The sequence below is a fragment of the Enterococcus sp. NPDC086594 genome (genome assembly GCF_044746145.1).
GTDB classification, from domain to species: domain Bacteria; phylum Bacillota; class Bacilli; order Lactobacillales; family Enterococcaceae; genus Enterococcus_D; species Enterococcus_D entomosocium.
Genome location: NZ_JBIVBP010000010.1, coordinates 18,838 through 34,829, shown reverse-complemented (window position 1 = coordinate 34,829; position 15,992 = coordinate 18,838). Strand labels below are relative to the sequence as shown.

Sequence of the window (15,992 nt, the reverse complement as noted above, 5' to 3'; positions counted from 1 at the left end):
TAGAGTGTACTGTAAAGTTAGTAAGTTGACAAACCTGTTGCCTTGCATGGGGGATAAAGCCTTCAGAAACAAACATTTTTTGCAAAAAGTAACGCTAAAAACAACTTTTTTTCTGCTCGAACAAAAGCCAAACATCAGGAACATTCCAGTATTATCCTGCAAGGTTCCTTGAGATCAGCTTAACTTTTCAGAAATAACAAATGAAAAAGCAGGTTATTTTCAGAGAAAACTTTCAAAAAGAAATCGGTTGCATTCAACAAGAATTCTGCTAGAATATAACTTGTTCGAACAAGTTGTTGAGCGAAAGCAAAAAGAAAGGAGGAGGACTTGTGACCAGAAGGAAACCGGTAACCCAAGCAGCCAAGAAAGAATATGCAAACAAAAGTATGCGGTTTAATCGTTTTTTACTTTTTCGTTATATGACTGCGATCTTTTTCTTTGTCAATCTTTATTGGACCATATTGAGTCTGTCTCAATGGACATGGGCTGGTTTGATTCCCATTGCCTTATTGATCGTTGATGGACTTATACTTATTGAACAAACTCAAAAATATTGGCAGCAATCGAATCGTTTACTGGTGACAAAAATCGGATATTGGCTCCAATTCGGTGTCAATCTGATTGCAATTCTATTTATTTTGATCGGACAGCAAGCAACATTGATTCCTTTTATGAATCAATCGGGTAGAGGCATCTTACTTGCCTTGTTTACTGTCGGCATGATCGCGTGCCTGTTCATCCAGCGTAAAGCGTGGTTGATCGAGCATGACCGCGACAAATATTTCACGTATTTGACTACATTTGAAACTCAAGGAGGAACAGTCAATGGATTCAGAAAATAACAAAATGTTTGCTTTCTTGGACCGCTACTTAATGGGTCCAATGGGGAAAATCTCACAATTACGGATCGTTCGTGGGGTCATGGCAGCCGGGATGGCGTCGATTCCTTTCACTATTGTAGGATCTATGTTCTTGATCGTCAGCGTTTTACCACAAAGCTTCCCTGCATTAGAGGGCATTTGGAGTGCGTCATTCGATAAGATCCAAAATCTTTACATGTTAGGTAATACCGCAACGATGGGGATTTTAGCACTTTACTTCTGTGTCGTGTTTGGTTACGAGTACACCAAAATCCAAGCACAAGAAGAAAAAATCGTTCTTAGCCCAGTCAATGGCGCGTTGCTTTCAATGATGGCGTTCTTTATGTGCTTGCCACAATTAGTTTTTGAAGGCGGTATGGCAACATTAGTCAATGTCATTTCTGATGACCAAAAAATCATCGATGGTTGGGAAATGGCTGGCGGGGTGACTCGTTTAGGAACAACTGGGATCTTTACAGCGATCATCATGGCGATTATTGCCGTAAAAATCTACGCATTCTGTGTGAAACGCAATATTGTCATCAAAATGCCTGACACAGTGCCAACAGGAGTATCTTCCTCTTTTACAGCATTGATCCCAACGGCACTGACTTCATTAGCTGTAATCGTCATCAATGGTGCATTAGTCGCAATGGGCACAGATATTTTCAAAGTCATTGCGATTCCTTTTAGTTTCGTGACGCAATTGACCAGTACCTGGGTCGGACTACTTGTTATCTACTTCTTCATGCATGCGCTCTGGATCGTGGGTATTCATGGGGCAACGATCGTGACCTCATTCTTGACGCCAATCGTATTGTCGAATATGGTGGAAAACCAAAATGGTGCCAACATTGCCTTTGCGGGTGAGTTTAACAATAGTTTCGTAACGATCGGTGGTTCAGGAGCAACGTTAGGAATGGTGATTTTCATCGCCTTCTTTGCAAAATCAGCACAGTTAAGTGCTTTAGGAAAAGCAGCGATCGTGCCATCCTTCTTCAATATCAATGAACCGATTTTGTTCGGGATGCCAGTGGTATACAACCCGTACACAGCGATCCCATTCTTCTTAGCACCGATGGTTTCAATGTCCGTTGCTTATTTTGGCATCAACTTAGGCTTTGTTAACCCACCGATTGCCCAAGTAGCGTGGCCAACTCCAATTGGCTTATCCGGCTTTATTGGTTCAGGTGGTGACTGGCGTGCCTTTGTCTTAGCAATCATCTGTGCAGTCGTTGCTTTCTTAATTTGGTTCCCATTCATCAAAATGTATGATGGCAAATTATACAAGGACGAACAAGCAAACGCAACGAAGGCATAATCTATCCGTTTTTTTGATAAGCCGGCTATGAAAAATAGCTGGCTTTTTTTACGCCAAAGACGATAATAGTAGTAGAGAATCGCAAGGAAAGGAGTAGGCAGATGACGAAACTCAGTATTGAAGACTTAGCAGCAGAATTGATCAGAAAGATCGAATCCGGTGACATTGGAAATGAGCAGGGGAAGATGCCTAGTGAACGAGAGCTTTTGGCAATTTATCCAGTTTCTCGTTATACGTTACGCCAAGCCCTCAATAAGTTGAGCAAGATGGGCTGGATCTACCAGATGCAAGGCCGCGGCTCGTATATTCGCTTTCAAAACAACCAAAAACCGACCATTGAACAAGGAGATCTTGGCTTCAATGAAGACTTGACCCGGGGCGAGAAAAACATTCGAACGGTCAAAGCCTCAAAGCGACTGGTCAAAGTATCAGAGGCGTTGTTTCTTCCAAGTCAAAAACAATTTGCGAAAGATCAGCACTTTATCGAAGTCCAACGGTTTCGCACGCTAGATGACAAACCGTATTTGATTGAGCGTTCCTATTATATACCTGAAATCGTAGGGGAGATCTCCGAAACAATGATGGAGGGGTCAATGTTCCAAGCTTTGGCAGAAGAAAAACAACTGACAGTCGCCTTCATCGACAAGTTCATCCAAAGCAAACCGCTATCACAGGAACAAGCAGCGTTTTTTCATCTAGAAGAAGGTATGCCCGCACTGATCGTACGAGACGACAGCTATCTGAGAAATGGCGAACTATTAGCCTTTTCGATGATCCATTATGATTATCGGATGGCGACATTATACATGCATAAAAAGTTATTCGTTTAAAGCAAACTGATTTTCAAGAAACGGTTCTTTCTTTTTTTGAAGGCAAGAGAAAAGCAGCCCATCAGGGAGAAAAAAGACTTACAGTTGCTGAGCAGCGGACTGGAACCGGCTTTCAAACTGAGAGAAAAGGGATCGCTTCCAATGGATGAAAGATGACTGAGCAGTAAAACTATATAATAGGTAAAGAATCGATCAGCGACCTTGGCTTATAAGGTCGCTGATTTTTTTTGAGGGGATTGATCGGCGGTTAGGAAGGCGTGATTGTTGATTTAAGATAAAGATCGTTTAAAGAAGACCATTCGTTTCCTTAATACGAAGATATTTTGCTCAATTTTTAACAATATCATGTGGATAAACGACTTGCTCTGACAAATATTTCATCAAGTGAAGAAATATCTGATTTTTCAATCTGTTTTTGCTTTGATACTATCAAATAGACAACAGATGTTCTGCGAACGGAAGCCGTCTTTTCGTTTAATGGCTATTTTATTGAGAAACAGGCCGATTCACTGACTTGATTCCTATCCTCCAAAATAAATGGAGGCCGTGGAAATCATGGGGTGTGGTGGTTTTTGCTTTCTTTTTTTGAACGAATGATGGCAAGAAGGAAACGGACATCACTGCTCAAAAGGTCACAGCAGAAACGTCAGCTCGCTTGAAAAAAAGCCCGAGGGTAGAACAGCAAAAGTGCAACTTTTCACGAAAGCAGACGAACAAGCAGACCAATTTGTAGACACACTAAATTGTTAACGAATCAAATCATCGATGAGTGAGGAATCAGGAGGGGTAACATGGCATTATTTCGCAAAAAGAAAGATGAAGAAACTTACGAAGGCGTTCATGTCTACGACGAGGAATATGATGAAGAAGAGTACGACGAAGACGAGTACGATGATGAAGAATATGATGACGATGAGTATGACGATGAAGAATATGAGGACGACGAGTACGAGGACGATGAGTACGAGGATGAAGAATACGAGGAAGACGAGTATGACGATGATGCCCAAGAAGAGCTGCTGGCATTAGAAAATACCGTTTCACAACTGACCAAGACCGTCGAACATTTGACCAAGCAATTGGAAAACAAACAAGAATCCATCAATCGGATGGCTTCGCAAGCGACGCAACAAGAAAGTATCATTTATGAAAACAAGCAGCTGCAAATGCGTTACAACGAGTTACAGCAGCAGTTAAAAGAAGCAGAACGTCAACAAGAAGCCCTCAAAACCAATTATGAGCAGGAAATTGAGCAGTTGACGAGTCAAGAAGACGAATTGATCGAAGTAGAAGAAGAGCTCGAACAATTGCGTCAAAGAGAAGATGAACTGCTAAAAGAATTAGAAGAAAAAAGCAAGCAAGTCCAGGCTTTTGAAGAAAAAGCGATTCATTTAGAAGAAAAAGCGGCGATAATCGAAAACTACAAATTAAAAGAAGTCGAAAGCATGCGCCGGATCACTTCGCTTGAAAATGAAAATCAACAGTTGAACTTGCGCTTGCAAGAAGCGGAAGCGAAATATCGGGATCTCGAACGTTCAAGAGTCGAACAATTGGCAGATAAGAATGTCTTACAGCGTGACTTGGAACGTGAGCTGGCAAAGGTCGAACAAATGAAGGACGAGCTGGCGACGATTTTGATCGAAGCAAAAGAAAAAGCACGGGAAACCGCTGCTGAAGCAGAACTGGAAGCCGACAGAAGACGTCAGATGGCGGAAAATGAAGCCCACAAGATCATTTCAGAAGCATCGATGGAAGTGATGAAAATCCGTCAAGAGATCAAGCAATACCAAGAACGACTTACGACGTTTCATCATGAATCGAAAGGGTTGTTTGAGCAGTTGATCCAGCATAGCAAAGTGTTGAATCTGCCAGACTAAAAAGAAGGTTATGAGTCGGAATAGACGAAAAGGTCTGCTAAATAATTTCCGAGAGCGACACGACAAAGGAGGGAAACCCACTAGGACCATATATGCTGTATAAGAAATCACAGGCAACAACTACGACTTGATTTCTTATGAGAATGTTGGTCATTGGGACGAATGTGACGAATGATATTTTAAAAATTGCCATCTATCCAACCTTGAGTCCAAATCTTGAGGAATTATTTTACAAACAAGAGGCACTTCCATCAGTAATCACTGCCTGTGACAACCTCTATCAAAAAAAGTGGCCGCTCAAATCGTCGATTCGCAAACAAGTGACGCATTACTTTGAGCAATTTTATTCCATCGAAGCCTTCACCCATCATATCGAGATGGAGATCTTACGGAAAAAAATCGATTACTCAAAATTACGCATTCCCTTGGAACAGCAATTTCCTCAGTTTGTGTGGACGCAAATTGGCATCAATCATGTGTCCGATGAGAAAAGCAATTTGTTTTTGGAGTTTGTACCAATCGCATACACAGAAGAAGAGTTTCCCTTTACGATGCAGTTGCATGCTAGCTTGCAGCAGCAAGCCCCCGCTGGTGTAAGTGATGCGAACGACTTTAAAGAGCAACTGGTAAAAATCGTACAAAGCGTGATCGACGAACAAAATGTCACGTTTGTGAGTCGCCCGAAAGCGCAAGTCCATGAAGAAAAACGTCAGGGCAAAACCAATGCAATGAAAAAAGAACTGGAAGACACGCTCGAGTTCCAAAAGGTCAGTGCGGATGAGCCACCAAAGTTCAAAAAGAAAGTTCGAAAAAAAAGCAGCAAAAAAAAACAGTCAAAAAAAGCCAAGCAATTGTCCAAAGTCAACGCCAATGAATTAGCGTTGGAGGAAGAGGCGAAACGAGAACGAGCAAGCAAAGAGCGCTTGCGCTTGGCCAATCAAAAGCTTGAGATCTACATCGAAAACTTAGAAGCCTCTTTGATCAAAAATAGTATCCACTATTTAAACAGCTTGACCGATGAAGAAGACGAGAACTGGCATACGCAATTGAAAATCAGCTTACGAGAATATACCTATCTTTTTCAAAAAGCCAAATACCTCGAACAGGTTTGGCGCATCAATGACAATCTCGTACAAAAGATCGAAAAAATGACGTTGAACGAAAAAGAATTGACCTATGAGAGAGGGCAAGTGCAGCAAGTGGTCGACAACAACCTATCTGCTAAAGATATCAGTTTAGTTTTTTATGAATGCAGCGTGATTGAATCACGAGTCAAATTGTATGAGCGACCATGGTTTAGAAAACCTTACGCACGCATTATGAAGATGGACTATGACAATCTTTTACGAAAAGCCGCTTACTTTGATCTTCTCCAAAGCGAAAGCTATCTATTAGAAAAAAAAGCATTGATCGAAGGCAATACAGACGTTAGGAGCAGTCTATGAGAACCCAAAAGCAAAAACAACGATTCTTATTCTTATACCGCATCTACTTTATTGCTTCTTTGATCCCATTAGCGGTATTTTTGCAGCTGACCGCCTATTTTTATCTCTCTGCCTTTCGAGAATATGTCACTATCAGCCACTTGTTTTTACTCGCTCTTTTGCTAGGTTTTACGATGTATTTGCGGAACAATGCATTTCATTATCAATTGCTACTTGTGCAGCTTGAGAAAAATGAAAGCAAAGACCATGAACGACCAAAAAAAGGCACCAGCAAGAACAGCCCCAAGGAGGAGGATCAAGAAGATGAAAAAGCCCAGAAGAAACGTAAAAAGTCTGTTAGCGATCGGAGCATTTATCGGAATCATCAATAATCAAACGATTTCTGAAGCCATGGTTCGATCGATCTTAGGTGTAGAACCATCTACTTATATGGAAACCATCGATGCACAACGAGAAACTCGTGGGCTATCGATAACGGATGCCCTCCGACCGGTCTCTTACGAAGGAGCTGACAGGATAATGGAGCAACTTGATACTCCTCCAGAACAAACAAAAGAAACCCTTCCAGAAGAAGCGGAGCAGGCCGAAAAAGGAACGGAAGTCCAAGTCGTAAATGATGTGGAACGACCGGCAGACGAGGGACAGACAGACGAGGAAGAGATGGAGAGCGGCTCGGATGAAACAGAAGACCAAGAGGCCGAAAACGTTCCGTCGACGCCAGATCCTTCAGAAGGCGATCAACAGCCGAATCAGCCTGCTGGACCTGAAACGAATGAGCAAGAAACCAACGATACTAACAGCAGCAACAATAGCGGAAACAACCAATCAAATGGGAATCAAACCAATCAGGACAAAGAAAAAAAGCCCGATCCAATCACTGAAGAACCCGAATCGCCGATTGATGAAGAAGAGCGGGAAAGCAATTTTCAATTTTCGGTTTCTCGTAATCTAACGACACAGCAATTCATCAATGAGATCGGTTCTGACGCGCAGGATGTTGCCTATAACAATGATCTTTATGCTTCAGTGATGATCGCACAAGCCATCTTGGAGACTGGCTCAGGAAATAGTGCCTTATCCAGTCCGCCAAACCACAATCTCTTTGGCATCAAGGGCAGCTTTCGTGGGCAAAAAGTGACCTTCAATACGCAAGAAGATGATGGAAGTGGTGCGTGGTATACGATCTCTTCCAATTTCCGTAAATACCCAAGTTACCGTGAATCCATCGAAGATTACGCTCGCTTACTAAGAGGAAGCATCACAGGCAACCCGCGCTTTTATGCCCCCGTTTGGAAAGAAAATGCCCCAACTTATCGGGAAGCAACTGCGTGGTTGACCGGGCGCTATGCTACGGACATCCATTATGACCAAAAGCTGAATGCGTTGATCGAGGCCTATGATCTAACCATCTATGACAACGAGCCGACCGAAGAGGTCTTGGAAGAGATTGAACGCACACGTGCACAAGCAATCGAAGCAGCCCGCAAGGAAGAAGCGGAGACGACCCGTTCGTTGTTTGAAGACTTGCAAAGAAGCGCGGCAAATCGTCGAGGCTCAGGGAATTTGCCAGCGTCCATTCGGACTGTCAAGGATCGCTTGCAAGAAAACGCCAATGCCAATACTTATGCAAACCAATTAAGAGGGATGGAACGAGCGGGCAGCGAGGTAGATGCCAATGAGTAATCAGTCGCAAGCACCTAGAAGAAAAAAACGTCCGCCACAGCCTGCCAAACGTGAAAAAAAACGAGAACAACCAGAGGATACACCGAGAAATCCCCGAATCGAAAAGTTTCAAGCGCAAGGCAAGCAAGCCAGCCCTTCAAGTGGCAAGAAACGACCAAAAAAGCCACCCCAAAAAGAACCGACAGGACAGGCGCCTGTGAAAAAGAAACGAAAAAAAGCGGCTAGTACAGCGAATCGCCCCAAATTACCGACCGAAAAGCAGCATCCTAGCAAGCAAAAAGAAAGAGCAGCTGCCAGTACGACCAGTGAAGCACCACGCAAAAAGAAAAAGCGTCCACCGCAGCAAGCACGTCCAAGTCAGCACAACGAGCAGGGGAAAATCAAAAAATCAAGTCATCCTAATGCCAAATCAAAAGGGACCCACAAGCAAGGCAAAAAACCAGCGGAAGTTTCCCAGAAACGACGACCCCCGCAAAAAGGCAAAGCCGCGACGAAGAAACCAACAGCCAAAAAGAAATCTGGCAATCTCGTACTGAAAATCATCTATCTGATTTTCTTGGTTTGTAGCATGACTGTCCTATTTACGTTTATCAGCTTATATGTGACTGATCAAAACGAAATGACGGTTTTTAATCATCGGGTGGTGCGTTTATCAGATAATGGGATGGCGAATCTTGACAGCTCCGCATTACGCACACAAGATTTGATCATTTTAAGAGAACAAGCCTTCACTCAAGTACAGCCAAACGGGCTCGCGGTCTTTACAAATGGCTCAGGAACCGGCTATATTGCTCGCCGAGTACTATCGATCGAGGCTGACGAAGAGCAGGGCTATCATTTATCCGTCATTGGTGATGGACAGGCATTTGGGGAAGAAGCCATCGAAGCAGACCGTTTCGTTGGAGAAGTCTCAATGAGTATCAACCATGTAGCAGATGTGTTTCGTTTTATTGATCAAAACTTGATATTATCCATCATCTTCTGTGTATCATTGATCGCCTTATTCATTCTATTAGGCATTTATCTCTTTACTTGAGAGCCGTCATTACTTGAGAAAAGAGGAAACAAGGGTGCAAAAAAAAATAGTGTTAAGAAATAGTATCGCGGGTCTGCTTTTCTTTCTTTTGTTGCTTAGCATCTTGATTTGGCAGAATAATCAGTCTATTCATATTCGTCGATTAGCGGATGAAAATGAAGTGTTCGAAAAAATCGAGATTTTGGAAGAATGGCAGGAACGAATGACCCTTACAGGGACGACGATCCAACGATCCGTTCGGGTAATGAACGCTAGTGAAGTGCCAGTCTTTGTCCGAGCAAGCTTTGAAGAAGTGCTGCGCTATATCGCGCCAGACAGTGAGGAAGCAGCCTTTGAGCAGGCGGCTGATGCGAGTGATGCGCCAGACTTATTACCAGTACTGTCTCGCTTTGATGAAAACGAGATTTTAGCAAGAGGGTATCAGAACGTGACCCAGCAGATCCCAGAACTCATTGGAAATGCTCTTGATGGTCAAGTGATGGTTTGGATCAGCGATGAGACGATCGAAGAGTTGGCACCCACGCCTGCCTTGGATGCCTTCGATAGCGAAGAGATGCAGGAGTTATTGGGGGAATTAGACGCTGAAGGACAGGATAATCCTGAGAACTTCTACGATCACACCGAGGGCAATGACGAAATGGAGGAGCAACCGTCATCAGACTTGATCGATTGTCCGCCAGATCTCTGGCAAGAACCGGTCCTTGTCGAAGCTCACTTCAGCTATTCCTTTCGACGAAACCAACAACCGGTCATGCAGAAAATGAGTGGGGAACTGCTGCTGCTCAATCCTGCTGATCCGGTTGCTGAGTGGACCTTTGAAGCAGCCAACTTGACCTATAGTTATTATCTTGAAGGGTATCGTTATTTTGTTCGAAACTGGGCGGAGTCGCAGCTAGCCAGCCCCTTTTCCACCAATGAAGAACCTACGGGATTCACGTATCTCGGAGAACAGGGAACGATTGACCAGTCGTCATTTGATTACACGACGACAGAATCTGGGTTAGGCAGTGCCTTTCAATTGCCAGAGATGATCAGTGCGTTTCCCGATGCTGCTGGGTTGTATCCGACCCAAACGGTGAAAACGCTAAGCAGCTTTGTCTCTGAAAGTCCTGCCCAGATCGATTCAGAAGCCATCATGATCGAATTCGGCTCTTTGAGCGATTACCGTCAGATCGATCGCAACACTTGGATCTATAATCCCGATGATGGCTGGTTTTATTATAGTTTCCCTTTGGACCGATCCTATCAAAGTGAAGACGGTTATGGCGTCAGCCGTTCACTGATCGAACAAGTGATGATCGATACAAGTGTCGCAGACGATAGCCATCTTGCCTACGAACTTTTACCGAAAGTCGAAGTCATTCAGGCTTCTGATCGACAATCATTAAGGGAGGTCTTTCAGTTAGACAATGATCGGCCAGAGAGTGCCACTGCGATCATCTATCGGCATTTGTACTCACTTCAATAAGTTGCTAGAAAATAAGTCAAGGAGAGATTCACGTGAAAATGGTCATTGAAGAAATTGAATACCGTTATTTTCTTCAATACGGGAAGTATTTGGATTATTTCTACCAACAATATATGCAAGCGAATGTCGAAGATCCTGATGTTGAAAAAGGGATCGCCGAGATTCAGCGACTGGTTGAAGAAGAAAGGTATCATTATATCAGGGAACGAATCCGCATCACACGCAAAGCCAAAAAAAGTATTCCATTAGCTGACTACCCTGATTTCAATAAACTGATTCACTGGGGGTTTGCCCTTAGCAAATTATCTTTTCTTGACCCAGATACAAGTATCAACCAGCTAGAAGAAAAGAATTCTCCTTGATCGGGACTAGGCAAAAAGCAGGTGATGAAACTGAAAAACGGCAGACAAGCACATAAAGTACTTGATGAATCAGGGTTCAGCCTGGTTGAGATCCTTGGAGCGATCGTCATTCTCGGGATCGCAATGGTCATGATCGCCATGCTGATCATCCAAAACAACCTGATCCTTAGCTACAATACCCGAATGGAAGAGGCCATCGCAGCACGAGATGATGTCAAGGAATGGCTAATCTAACGGGCACAGACTCAAGACTTGGCGGATTTGAATATCGGGATCTTTACGGCTAGACCTTCTTGGATGATGGTCGATCCAGATGATCCCTCAGAAGTTCGCCGACACCATTTGGTCCTCGATAATTCAGGGATTCAATACAATGCGCAAGGGCAACCGATGTATGAAGAAATCCCGATTGCTGTAGATGATTTCAATCGGGGCCGATTTATTCGCAAGGTGGTATACGATCATTCTGGCGCTCATTTGCCGCAGCCCTTGGTAAATTCGGAAGAAAATCGCCTCTATATGGGAACGTACTTGTCGGAGAATGAAGAAACCACCAACTATTTGGTCAAGGTCTCCATTCGCGAAGACCCCAGACATGGACTGCGAGAAGACAGTTACGACCGTCGTCAGCTCGGGCTCGGACTTATTATTCAGGTCTTCGATAAACAAACGGGCGCATTTTTGACAGAAACGTATCTGCATTGGGTAGTAGACTATTGAAAGGGCTGGCTGTTCTTGCGGAAGTTGCAAAGGAGGGGCGCAGATGAAGCATCGATTACAGGATGAGCAAGGAATCACGCTTGTCGAATTGTTAGGGGCGATGGTCATATTCGGCATCATCATTGCACTCTTTTCTGGGACACTCTTTTTGATCGTCCAAGCCTCTGTTCGTCAAGGTCGAATTGCTGCCTTTCAAGGGATAGCGAATGAAATCTTGGCGCAAGCAGACCGAATCGCCAAAATTGATGGTATCTATGAACATGCGGGGTATTTAGGAAAATATGATAGTCTTCTTTTCCACGAGGAACATATTGTCAAAACAATGCCCGAAGGAACCTTAGGGGCAACGATTACGGAAGAGGGCAGTCCGCGAATGGTTGTGACTGATATCACAGATACCAACAATATTCGTGCCAGAGTCTATGATACGAAAGATCCTACGATTAAGTTAAAGATCATTCAACAAAAAAATGAGAATGAAGCGACGTTGACCCATCACTATACGCCAAATTATCGCGATACGTTCAGTATCCAGACCAAGTTTTTCGTTTTATTTTACACGGAAACGATCAACTTTGCGGATTATTATGATGATTTGACTGGCTGGTGGCAGATGGAGGATCTGGTCACTGATTACCACAAGCAGATTATCTATAAACGAGAATTTACGATCAATTATCGTGACAATGAGAAAGCAAGAGGGGGGGTACCCGGGAATGGACGATGGTAGACAAAATGAAACTGGTTTTGCGCTGATTTATGCCCTCGCGGCGATCATTCTTTCCTCTTTGATGATTGGCTTGGTCTTCCTTGTTGCTCGAAATGTCAATTCACAAATTCGAACGATAGATAGCTTCCGTCGAGTGGAAGATGTACACGAATATTCCTTTCAACTCGCTTCTCAGGAGCTAAAACTGAGAATAGATGATTTCATCACTCGAACCATGCAGAATGGCGGCTTCTATTCTAATAATAATGAATGGCAAGACCATCTAGATAACGAATTGAGATTTGTGCTGGACGAAGTCGATGTGAATGAGAACATCGATGATAAATTTTCTTTTACCTCCTCTGTCGTTGACTATGAATATAATGAGATCGCCCCTTATGTAATGACCAAATCTGGTGGGGAGCAAGGATGGATCCAATCCGCCTCGATGCTGCCAGATAAAACCAATCTTCAAATCATTATTCAAATTCAATCGCAAGTCACGGATCAGACGCAATTGGCTGAAGGATAACCGCGAGTACATACAGCTTCTGCCGAATATATCTATGAAATGCAGCTTGAAGAAGAAGACCTCGAACAAAGACAAACACAGCTGGATATTTGGCGAAACATTTTTTATCCCTATTACTTACCCTCTACAGCAGGGCAAGCGGTATCCGCCGATACTTGGGTTCGAAAATTGTTTGAAGTCGCCGATTTTCAACGCGTACGTCCATCGTTTGATTATCTCGCTTTTGAATCGGATGACTTCTTGCAATTCGGGTTTGCCAACAATGTCCTGCAAGATTTTCAAGACGGCAGATTTTTAGATTTTCGAACAAAGCCGATTCTTAATTGGCTGCATTTCGATGGTTCCTTTTTCTTTAATCATGGGGTCCAGATGGAAGGACAGGGAAGCGGGCAATTTTCGGCAAAAAGTCTGCTTGCGATCCAGAATGATGGCGGACAGCCTAGTAACGGGTTGAACGTGATCAAAGACATCTTCTTGCAAGCCGGTTTAGGAATGTATATCGATTTGGGCAGTCGAGCTGGCAGTCGCTTGGTCCTATCACAAGCATATACGGATATCCTTGCTGGAAACGTATGGATCAACAACACCAATAGTTCGGCTTCGAGAGTTGAGCAAGAAGGGGTTCTTTTTGCTGAAGGCCATCTAAATGTTTCCGTAAATTCACCGGATGCGGGCACTGGGTTAGGCGAATTAAATACCAATTATTTTAATTTTTATCATCGAGAAGCCACGAAACAGAACCCTGCGGCAGATGGTAGTTTGACGTTTATGAAGCCGTCGATGGTTCTGACGAGCAGCAATTTTTATGCGGGACCAGTCACGGAAGGCTCGATCGTGCATAGTACCGAAGATACGGAACGAAGGATTACTGTTTATGGTGATTTTATGCTGACGAATACGATGATGCCTAGTGGTGGAACGATCGATGATTTCTCGTATTTTCAGAATCAAAATCAATTCACAGTGCCCCATGACCCGTCAAGAATCACATTGGATGGCAGCAATACCATAATGGAGGTTCACGGGCTTTCATTTATCGATGCGCCGAAAACTGCTCGTAGATTGGCATTAGCAGAAGCCGGCAGTTCCGCGGTTTTTGATTCTTATTATGAAGATCCAGCGTATTGGAATCAAATCACCTTAAAAAATGGTGCCCAGCTGATCTTGGGTCATACAGGCGTTGAACCCTTTCATTTAGCTGTGGATAGAGAGTCGACCTTTGTCATGGAAATACTGCCAGATTTGGCATTATTTGACCCGACTTTTTTAGCAACAGGGGCTCATAACCGTCGTCTTGAAGGAACGGTCGTTCTCGTACCTTACTATATGGATGACCAGGTGGAACTAGAAAATCAACTGCAACAATTAGGCGTCAATTATCGCGTCCGCGACTTTGAAAGTCAGGCGCAATCGGGGGAGGTAACGATCCTCAGAAGTTTTTTGGATCGAAACATGTGGTCTGATGATGAAGCATATTTAACCGTTACACGAATGTTTGACTATATCAACAAACTCGATTATTGAAAGGAGGGCGCCAGTTGCCGCAATCAAGTGAAAGAACGCCACGTAGAAAACCTAGAAGGCCTCTCAAAAAGTCAGAGAACACCACAAGTTCAACCACTGCTGAGAAAACACAAACAGGCAACCTGTTTGACTTAGAGATCAGCTCAGAGGTTTTGTCACTGATCCCCCGCTCGTTTGCCAAACAGCACAGCGTCTTTCCATTAGAAAAAAAAGGCAACCGCTTGACCGTTGCGATGGCAAACCCTGGGGATTATGCGGCGATCAATGAAATGCGTTTGATCACTGGGTTATTGATTCGTCCGCAAAAAGCCCACAATGCCGATATCCAACAACTGATCGTTCGCGATTACCCTTCTGAGATCAGTTTGGATGGCTTGAGCGACTCTCTCGTTGAAACCATCGATCCAGAAGGCGACTCAAAATTAGATGATTCGCCAATCGTAAAATTGGTCAATACCCTGCTGCAAGATGCAGTGGATCGGGGCGCCAGTGATATCCATTTCGATCCCCAAGAAAAAGGATTAGTTGTCCGCTTACGGGTCGATGGGGAGCTTCGTACCCATGAAAACTTGCCTAAGAGTATTCAGACTGGTGTGACTTCACGACTGAAAATCATTTCCTCCTTGGATATCACCGAAACACGTGTGCCACAAGATGGTCGGGCAATGATTCGTAACGGGGGCAACGTGGTTGATTTGCGGGTCTCGGTTTTGCCTGTCATTCATGGGGAGAAAGTTGTGATTCGGGTGTTGGATCGCTCCAGTGGCATTCGGCGCCTAGATGAGTTTCGCTTTGAACCGAAGGTATTGGCAACCTTTAAAGCGATTTTGCATAAACCCCACGGGATCATTCTTGTCACTGGACCGACAGGATCAGGGAAATCCTCTTCCTTGTATGCGGCGCTGCAAGAGTTGAACACGCCTGAGATCAATATTATCACCGTCGAAGACCCAGTGGAGTTTCAGCTGCAAGGCATCAACCAAGTGGCAGTCAACAGCAACGTCGGTTTGACCTTTTCCGCTGGGTTACGGTCGATCTTGCGACAAGACCCCAATGTCGTGATGGTGGGAGAGATTCGAGATGGCGAAACGGCGGAGATTGCGATTCGGGCTTCCATGACCGGGCACTTGGTATTATCCACCCTGCATACCAATGATTCCGTCAGCACCATCAATCGCTTAGTCGACATGGGGGTAGAACCGTTTCTGGTCGCTAATGCGTTAGAAGGCATCTTAGCTCAACGGCTCGTCCGAACCCTTTGTTCTTCTTGTAAGACAGTAGGACCAGCCAGCGACAAGGACAAGCAGTTATTTGAATCCTATGGCATCACGGTTACGGAACTGGCACAGCCTGTGGGCTGTCCAAAGTGTGGCAATACGGGATTCAAAGGGCGAATGGCCGTCCAAGAGCTGTTGACGATCGATGCCAAGCTGCGTCGTATGATCACGAACAAAGCGACCAACGACCAGCTGATGGATTATGTTCAGGAACGAAAGATGCGCTTTTTGTTGGATGATGGGTTAGACAAAGTGCAACAAGGCTTTTCCACCATCGAAGAAGTCTTGAAGGTGGTCGCCGCAGAAGAGTGAGGCACGGATTGATTTATCGGTGATCTAGGGATCACC

Annotated in this window: 16 protein-coding genes; all 16 read left to right on the top strand. The window is 44.2% G+C overall.

Features of this window, described 5'->3' with window-relative positions; genetic code table 11:
* The first annotated feature begins 329 nt into the window (after window positions 1-329).
* Window positions 330-842 carry a hypothetical protein gene (locus tag ACIPK1_RS13365; protein WP_400451114.1) on the top strand — a complete coding sequence of 171 codons (513 nt, stop codon included), beginning with the start codon at window positions 330-332 and terminating at the stop codon, window positions 840-842.
* Window positions 826-2,181 carry a PTS cellobiose transporter subunit IIC gene (celB, locus tag ACIPK1_RS13360; protein WP_005235081.1) on the top strand — a complete coding sequence of 452 codons (1,356 nt, stop codon included), beginning with the start codon at window positions 826-828 and terminating at the stop codon, window positions 2,179-2,181. Before ACIPK1_RS13365 ends, celB begins: the two co-directional genes overlap by 17 nt.
* A gap of 101 nt (window positions 2,182-2,282) precedes the next feature.
* Window positions 2,283-3,011: a GntR family transcriptional regulator gene (locus ACIPK1_RS13355; RefSeq protein ID WP_400451113.1), complete on the top strand. Its 729-nt coding sequence runs from the start codon at window positions 2,283-2,285 to the stop codon at window positions 3,009-3,011.
* A 791-nt stretch (window positions 3,012-3,802) separates the two neighbouring features.
* Window positions 3,803-4,888 (top strand): DivIVA domain-containing protein, encoded by a 1,086-nt coding sequence (locus ACIPK1_RS13350; protein WP_086316329.1) that lies wholly within the window; start codon window positions 3,803-3,805, stop codon window positions 4,886-4,888.
* A 137-nt stretch (window positions 4,889-5,025) separates the two neighbouring features.
* A complete protein-coding gene (locus tag ACIPK1_RS13345; RefSeq protein WP_101699187.1) occupies window positions 5,026-6,333 on the top strand; it encodes a hypothetical protein in 1,308 nt (435 codons plus the stop codon).
* The gene (locus tag ACIPK1_RS13340) at window positions 6,330-6,704 is read left to right on the top strand and encodes a hypothetical protein (RefSeq protein WP_005235091.1); all 375 of its coding nucleotides are present in this window, start codon (window positions 6,330-6,332) and stop codon (window positions 6,702-6,704) included. Before ACIPK1_RS13345 ends, ACIPK1_RS13340 begins: the two co-directional genes overlap by 4 nt.
* Complete coding sequence (locus tag ACIPK1_RS13335; RefSeq protein ID WP_400451112.1) at window positions 6,637-8,016, top strand: glucosaminidase domain-containing protein; 1,380 nt, start codon at window positions 6,637-6,639, stop codon at window positions 8,014-8,016. The genes ACIPK1_RS13340 and ACIPK1_RS13335 overlap by 68 nt, the downstream gene beginning before the upstream one ends.
* Entirely contained in the window at window positions 8,009-9,052 is a 1,044-nt protein-coding gene (locus tag ACIPK1_RS13330) for a hypothetical protein (protein ID WP_400451111.1), read from the top strand. The genes ACIPK1_RS13335 and ACIPK1_RS13330 overlap by 8 nt, the downstream gene beginning before the upstream one ends.
* 13 nt (window positions 9,053-9,065) lie before the next feature.
* Window positions 9,066-10,520, top strand: a complete 1,455-nt coding sequence (locus ACIPK1_RS13325) for a hypothetical protein (RefSeq protein ID WP_400451110.1) — start codon at window positions 9,066-9,068, stop codon at window positions 10,518-10,520.
* Between the two features lie 38 nt (window positions 10,521-10,558).
* Window positions 10,559-10,882, top strand: coding sequence for a hypothetical protein (locus tag ACIPK1_RS13320; protein ID WP_400451146.1), 324 nt, complete (start codon window positions 10,559-10,561; stop codon window positions 10,880-10,882).
* Between the two features lie 24 nt (window positions 10,883-10,906).
* Window positions 10,907-11,116: a type II secretion system protein gene (locus ACIPK1_RS13315; RefSeq protein WP_400451109.1), complete on the top strand. Its 210-nt coding sequence runs from the start codon at window positions 10,907-10,909 to the stop codon at window positions 11,114-11,116.
* 18 nt (window positions 11,117-11,134) lie between these two features.
* Window positions 11,135-11,602 (top strand): hypothetical protein, encoded by a 468-nt coding sequence (locus ACIPK1_RS13310; protein ID WP_400451108.1) that lies wholly within the window; start codon window positions 11,135-11,137, stop codon window positions 11,600-11,602.
* 43 nt (window positions 11,603-11,645) lie between these two features.
* Entirely contained in the window at window positions 11,646-12,332 is a 687-nt protein-coding gene (locus tag ACIPK1_RS13305) for a type II secretion system protein J (RefSeq protein WP_005235107.1), read from the top strand.
* Window positions 12,319-12,843 (top strand): hypothetical protein, encoded by a 525-nt coding sequence (locus ACIPK1_RS13300; protein ID WP_400451106.1) that lies wholly within the window; start codon window positions 12,319-12,321, stop codon window positions 12,841-12,843. The genes ACIPK1_RS13305 and ACIPK1_RS13300 overlap by 14 nt, the downstream gene beginning before the upstream one ends.
* Window positions 12,844-12,882: 39 nt before the next feature.
* Window positions 12,883-14,367 carry a type II secretion system protein gene (locus ACIPK1_RS13295; RefSeq protein ID WP_400451105.1) on the top strand — a complete coding sequence of 495 codons (1,485 nt, stop codon included), beginning with the start codon at window positions 12,883-12,885 and terminating at the stop codon, window positions 14,365-14,367.
* 14 nt (window positions 14,368-14,381) lie between these two features.
* Window positions 14,382-15,956, top strand: coding sequence for a GspE/PulE family protein (locus ACIPK1_RS13290; protein ID WP_223347100.1), 1,575 nt, complete (start codon window positions 14,382-14,384; stop codon window positions 15,954-15,956).
* Window positions 15,957-15,992 lie beyond the last annotated feature (36 nt).

What these genes read in the sequence shown, in the direction of transcription:
- celB (WP_005235081.1), top strand. Translation starts at nt 826, where the DNA reads ATGGATTCAGAAAATAACAAAATGTTTGCTTTCTTGGACCGCTACTTA.
- ACIPK1_RS13355 (WP_400451113.1), top strand. Translation starts at nt 2,283, where the DNA reads ATGACGAAACTCAGTATTGAAGACTTAGCAGCAGAATTGATCAGAAAG.
- ACIPK1_RS13350 (WP_086316329.1), top strand. Translation starts at nt 3,803, where the DNA reads ATGGCATTATTTCGCAAAAAGAAAGATGAAGAAACTTACGAAGGCGTT.
- ACIPK1_RS13345 (WP_101699187.1), top strand. Translation starts at nt 5,026, where the DNA reads ATGAGAATGTTGGTCATTGGGACGAATGTGACGAATGATATTTTAAAA.
- ACIPK1_RS13340 (WP_005235091.1), top strand. Translation starts at nt 6,330, where the DNA reads ATGAGAACCCAAAAGCAAAAACAACGATTCTTATTCTTATACCGCATC.
- ACIPK1_RS13335 (WP_400451112.1), top strand. Translation starts at nt 6,637, where the DNA reads ATGAAAAAGCCCAGAAGAAACGTAAAAAGTCTGTTAGCGATCGGAGCA.
- ACIPK1_RS13330 (WP_400451111.1), top strand. Translation starts at nt 8,009, where the DNA reads ATGAGTAATCAGTCGCAAGCACCTAGAAGAAAAAAACGTCCGCCACAG.
- ACIPK1_RS13320 (WP_400451146.1), top strand. Translation starts at nt 10,559, where the DNA reads ATGGTCATTGAAGAAATTGAATACCGTTATTTTCTTCAATACGGGAAG.
- ACIPK1_RS13315 (WP_400451109.1), top strand. Translation starts at nt 10,907, where the DNA reads ATGAAACTGAAAAACGGCAGACAAGCACATAAAGTACTTGATGAATCA.
- ACIPK1_RS13305 (WP_005235107.1), top strand. Translation starts at nt 11,646, where the DNA reads ATGAAGCATCGATTACAGGATGAGCAAGGAATCACGCTTGTCGAATTG.
- ACIPK1_RS13300 (WP_400451106.1), top strand. Translation starts at nt 12,319, where the DNA reads ATGGACGATGGTAGACAAAATGAAACTGGTTTTGCGCTGATTTATGCC.
- ACIPK1_RS13295 (WP_400451105.1), top strand. Translation starts at nt 12,883, where the DNA reads ATGCAGCTTGAAGAAGAAGACCTCGAACAAAGACAAACACAGCTGGAT.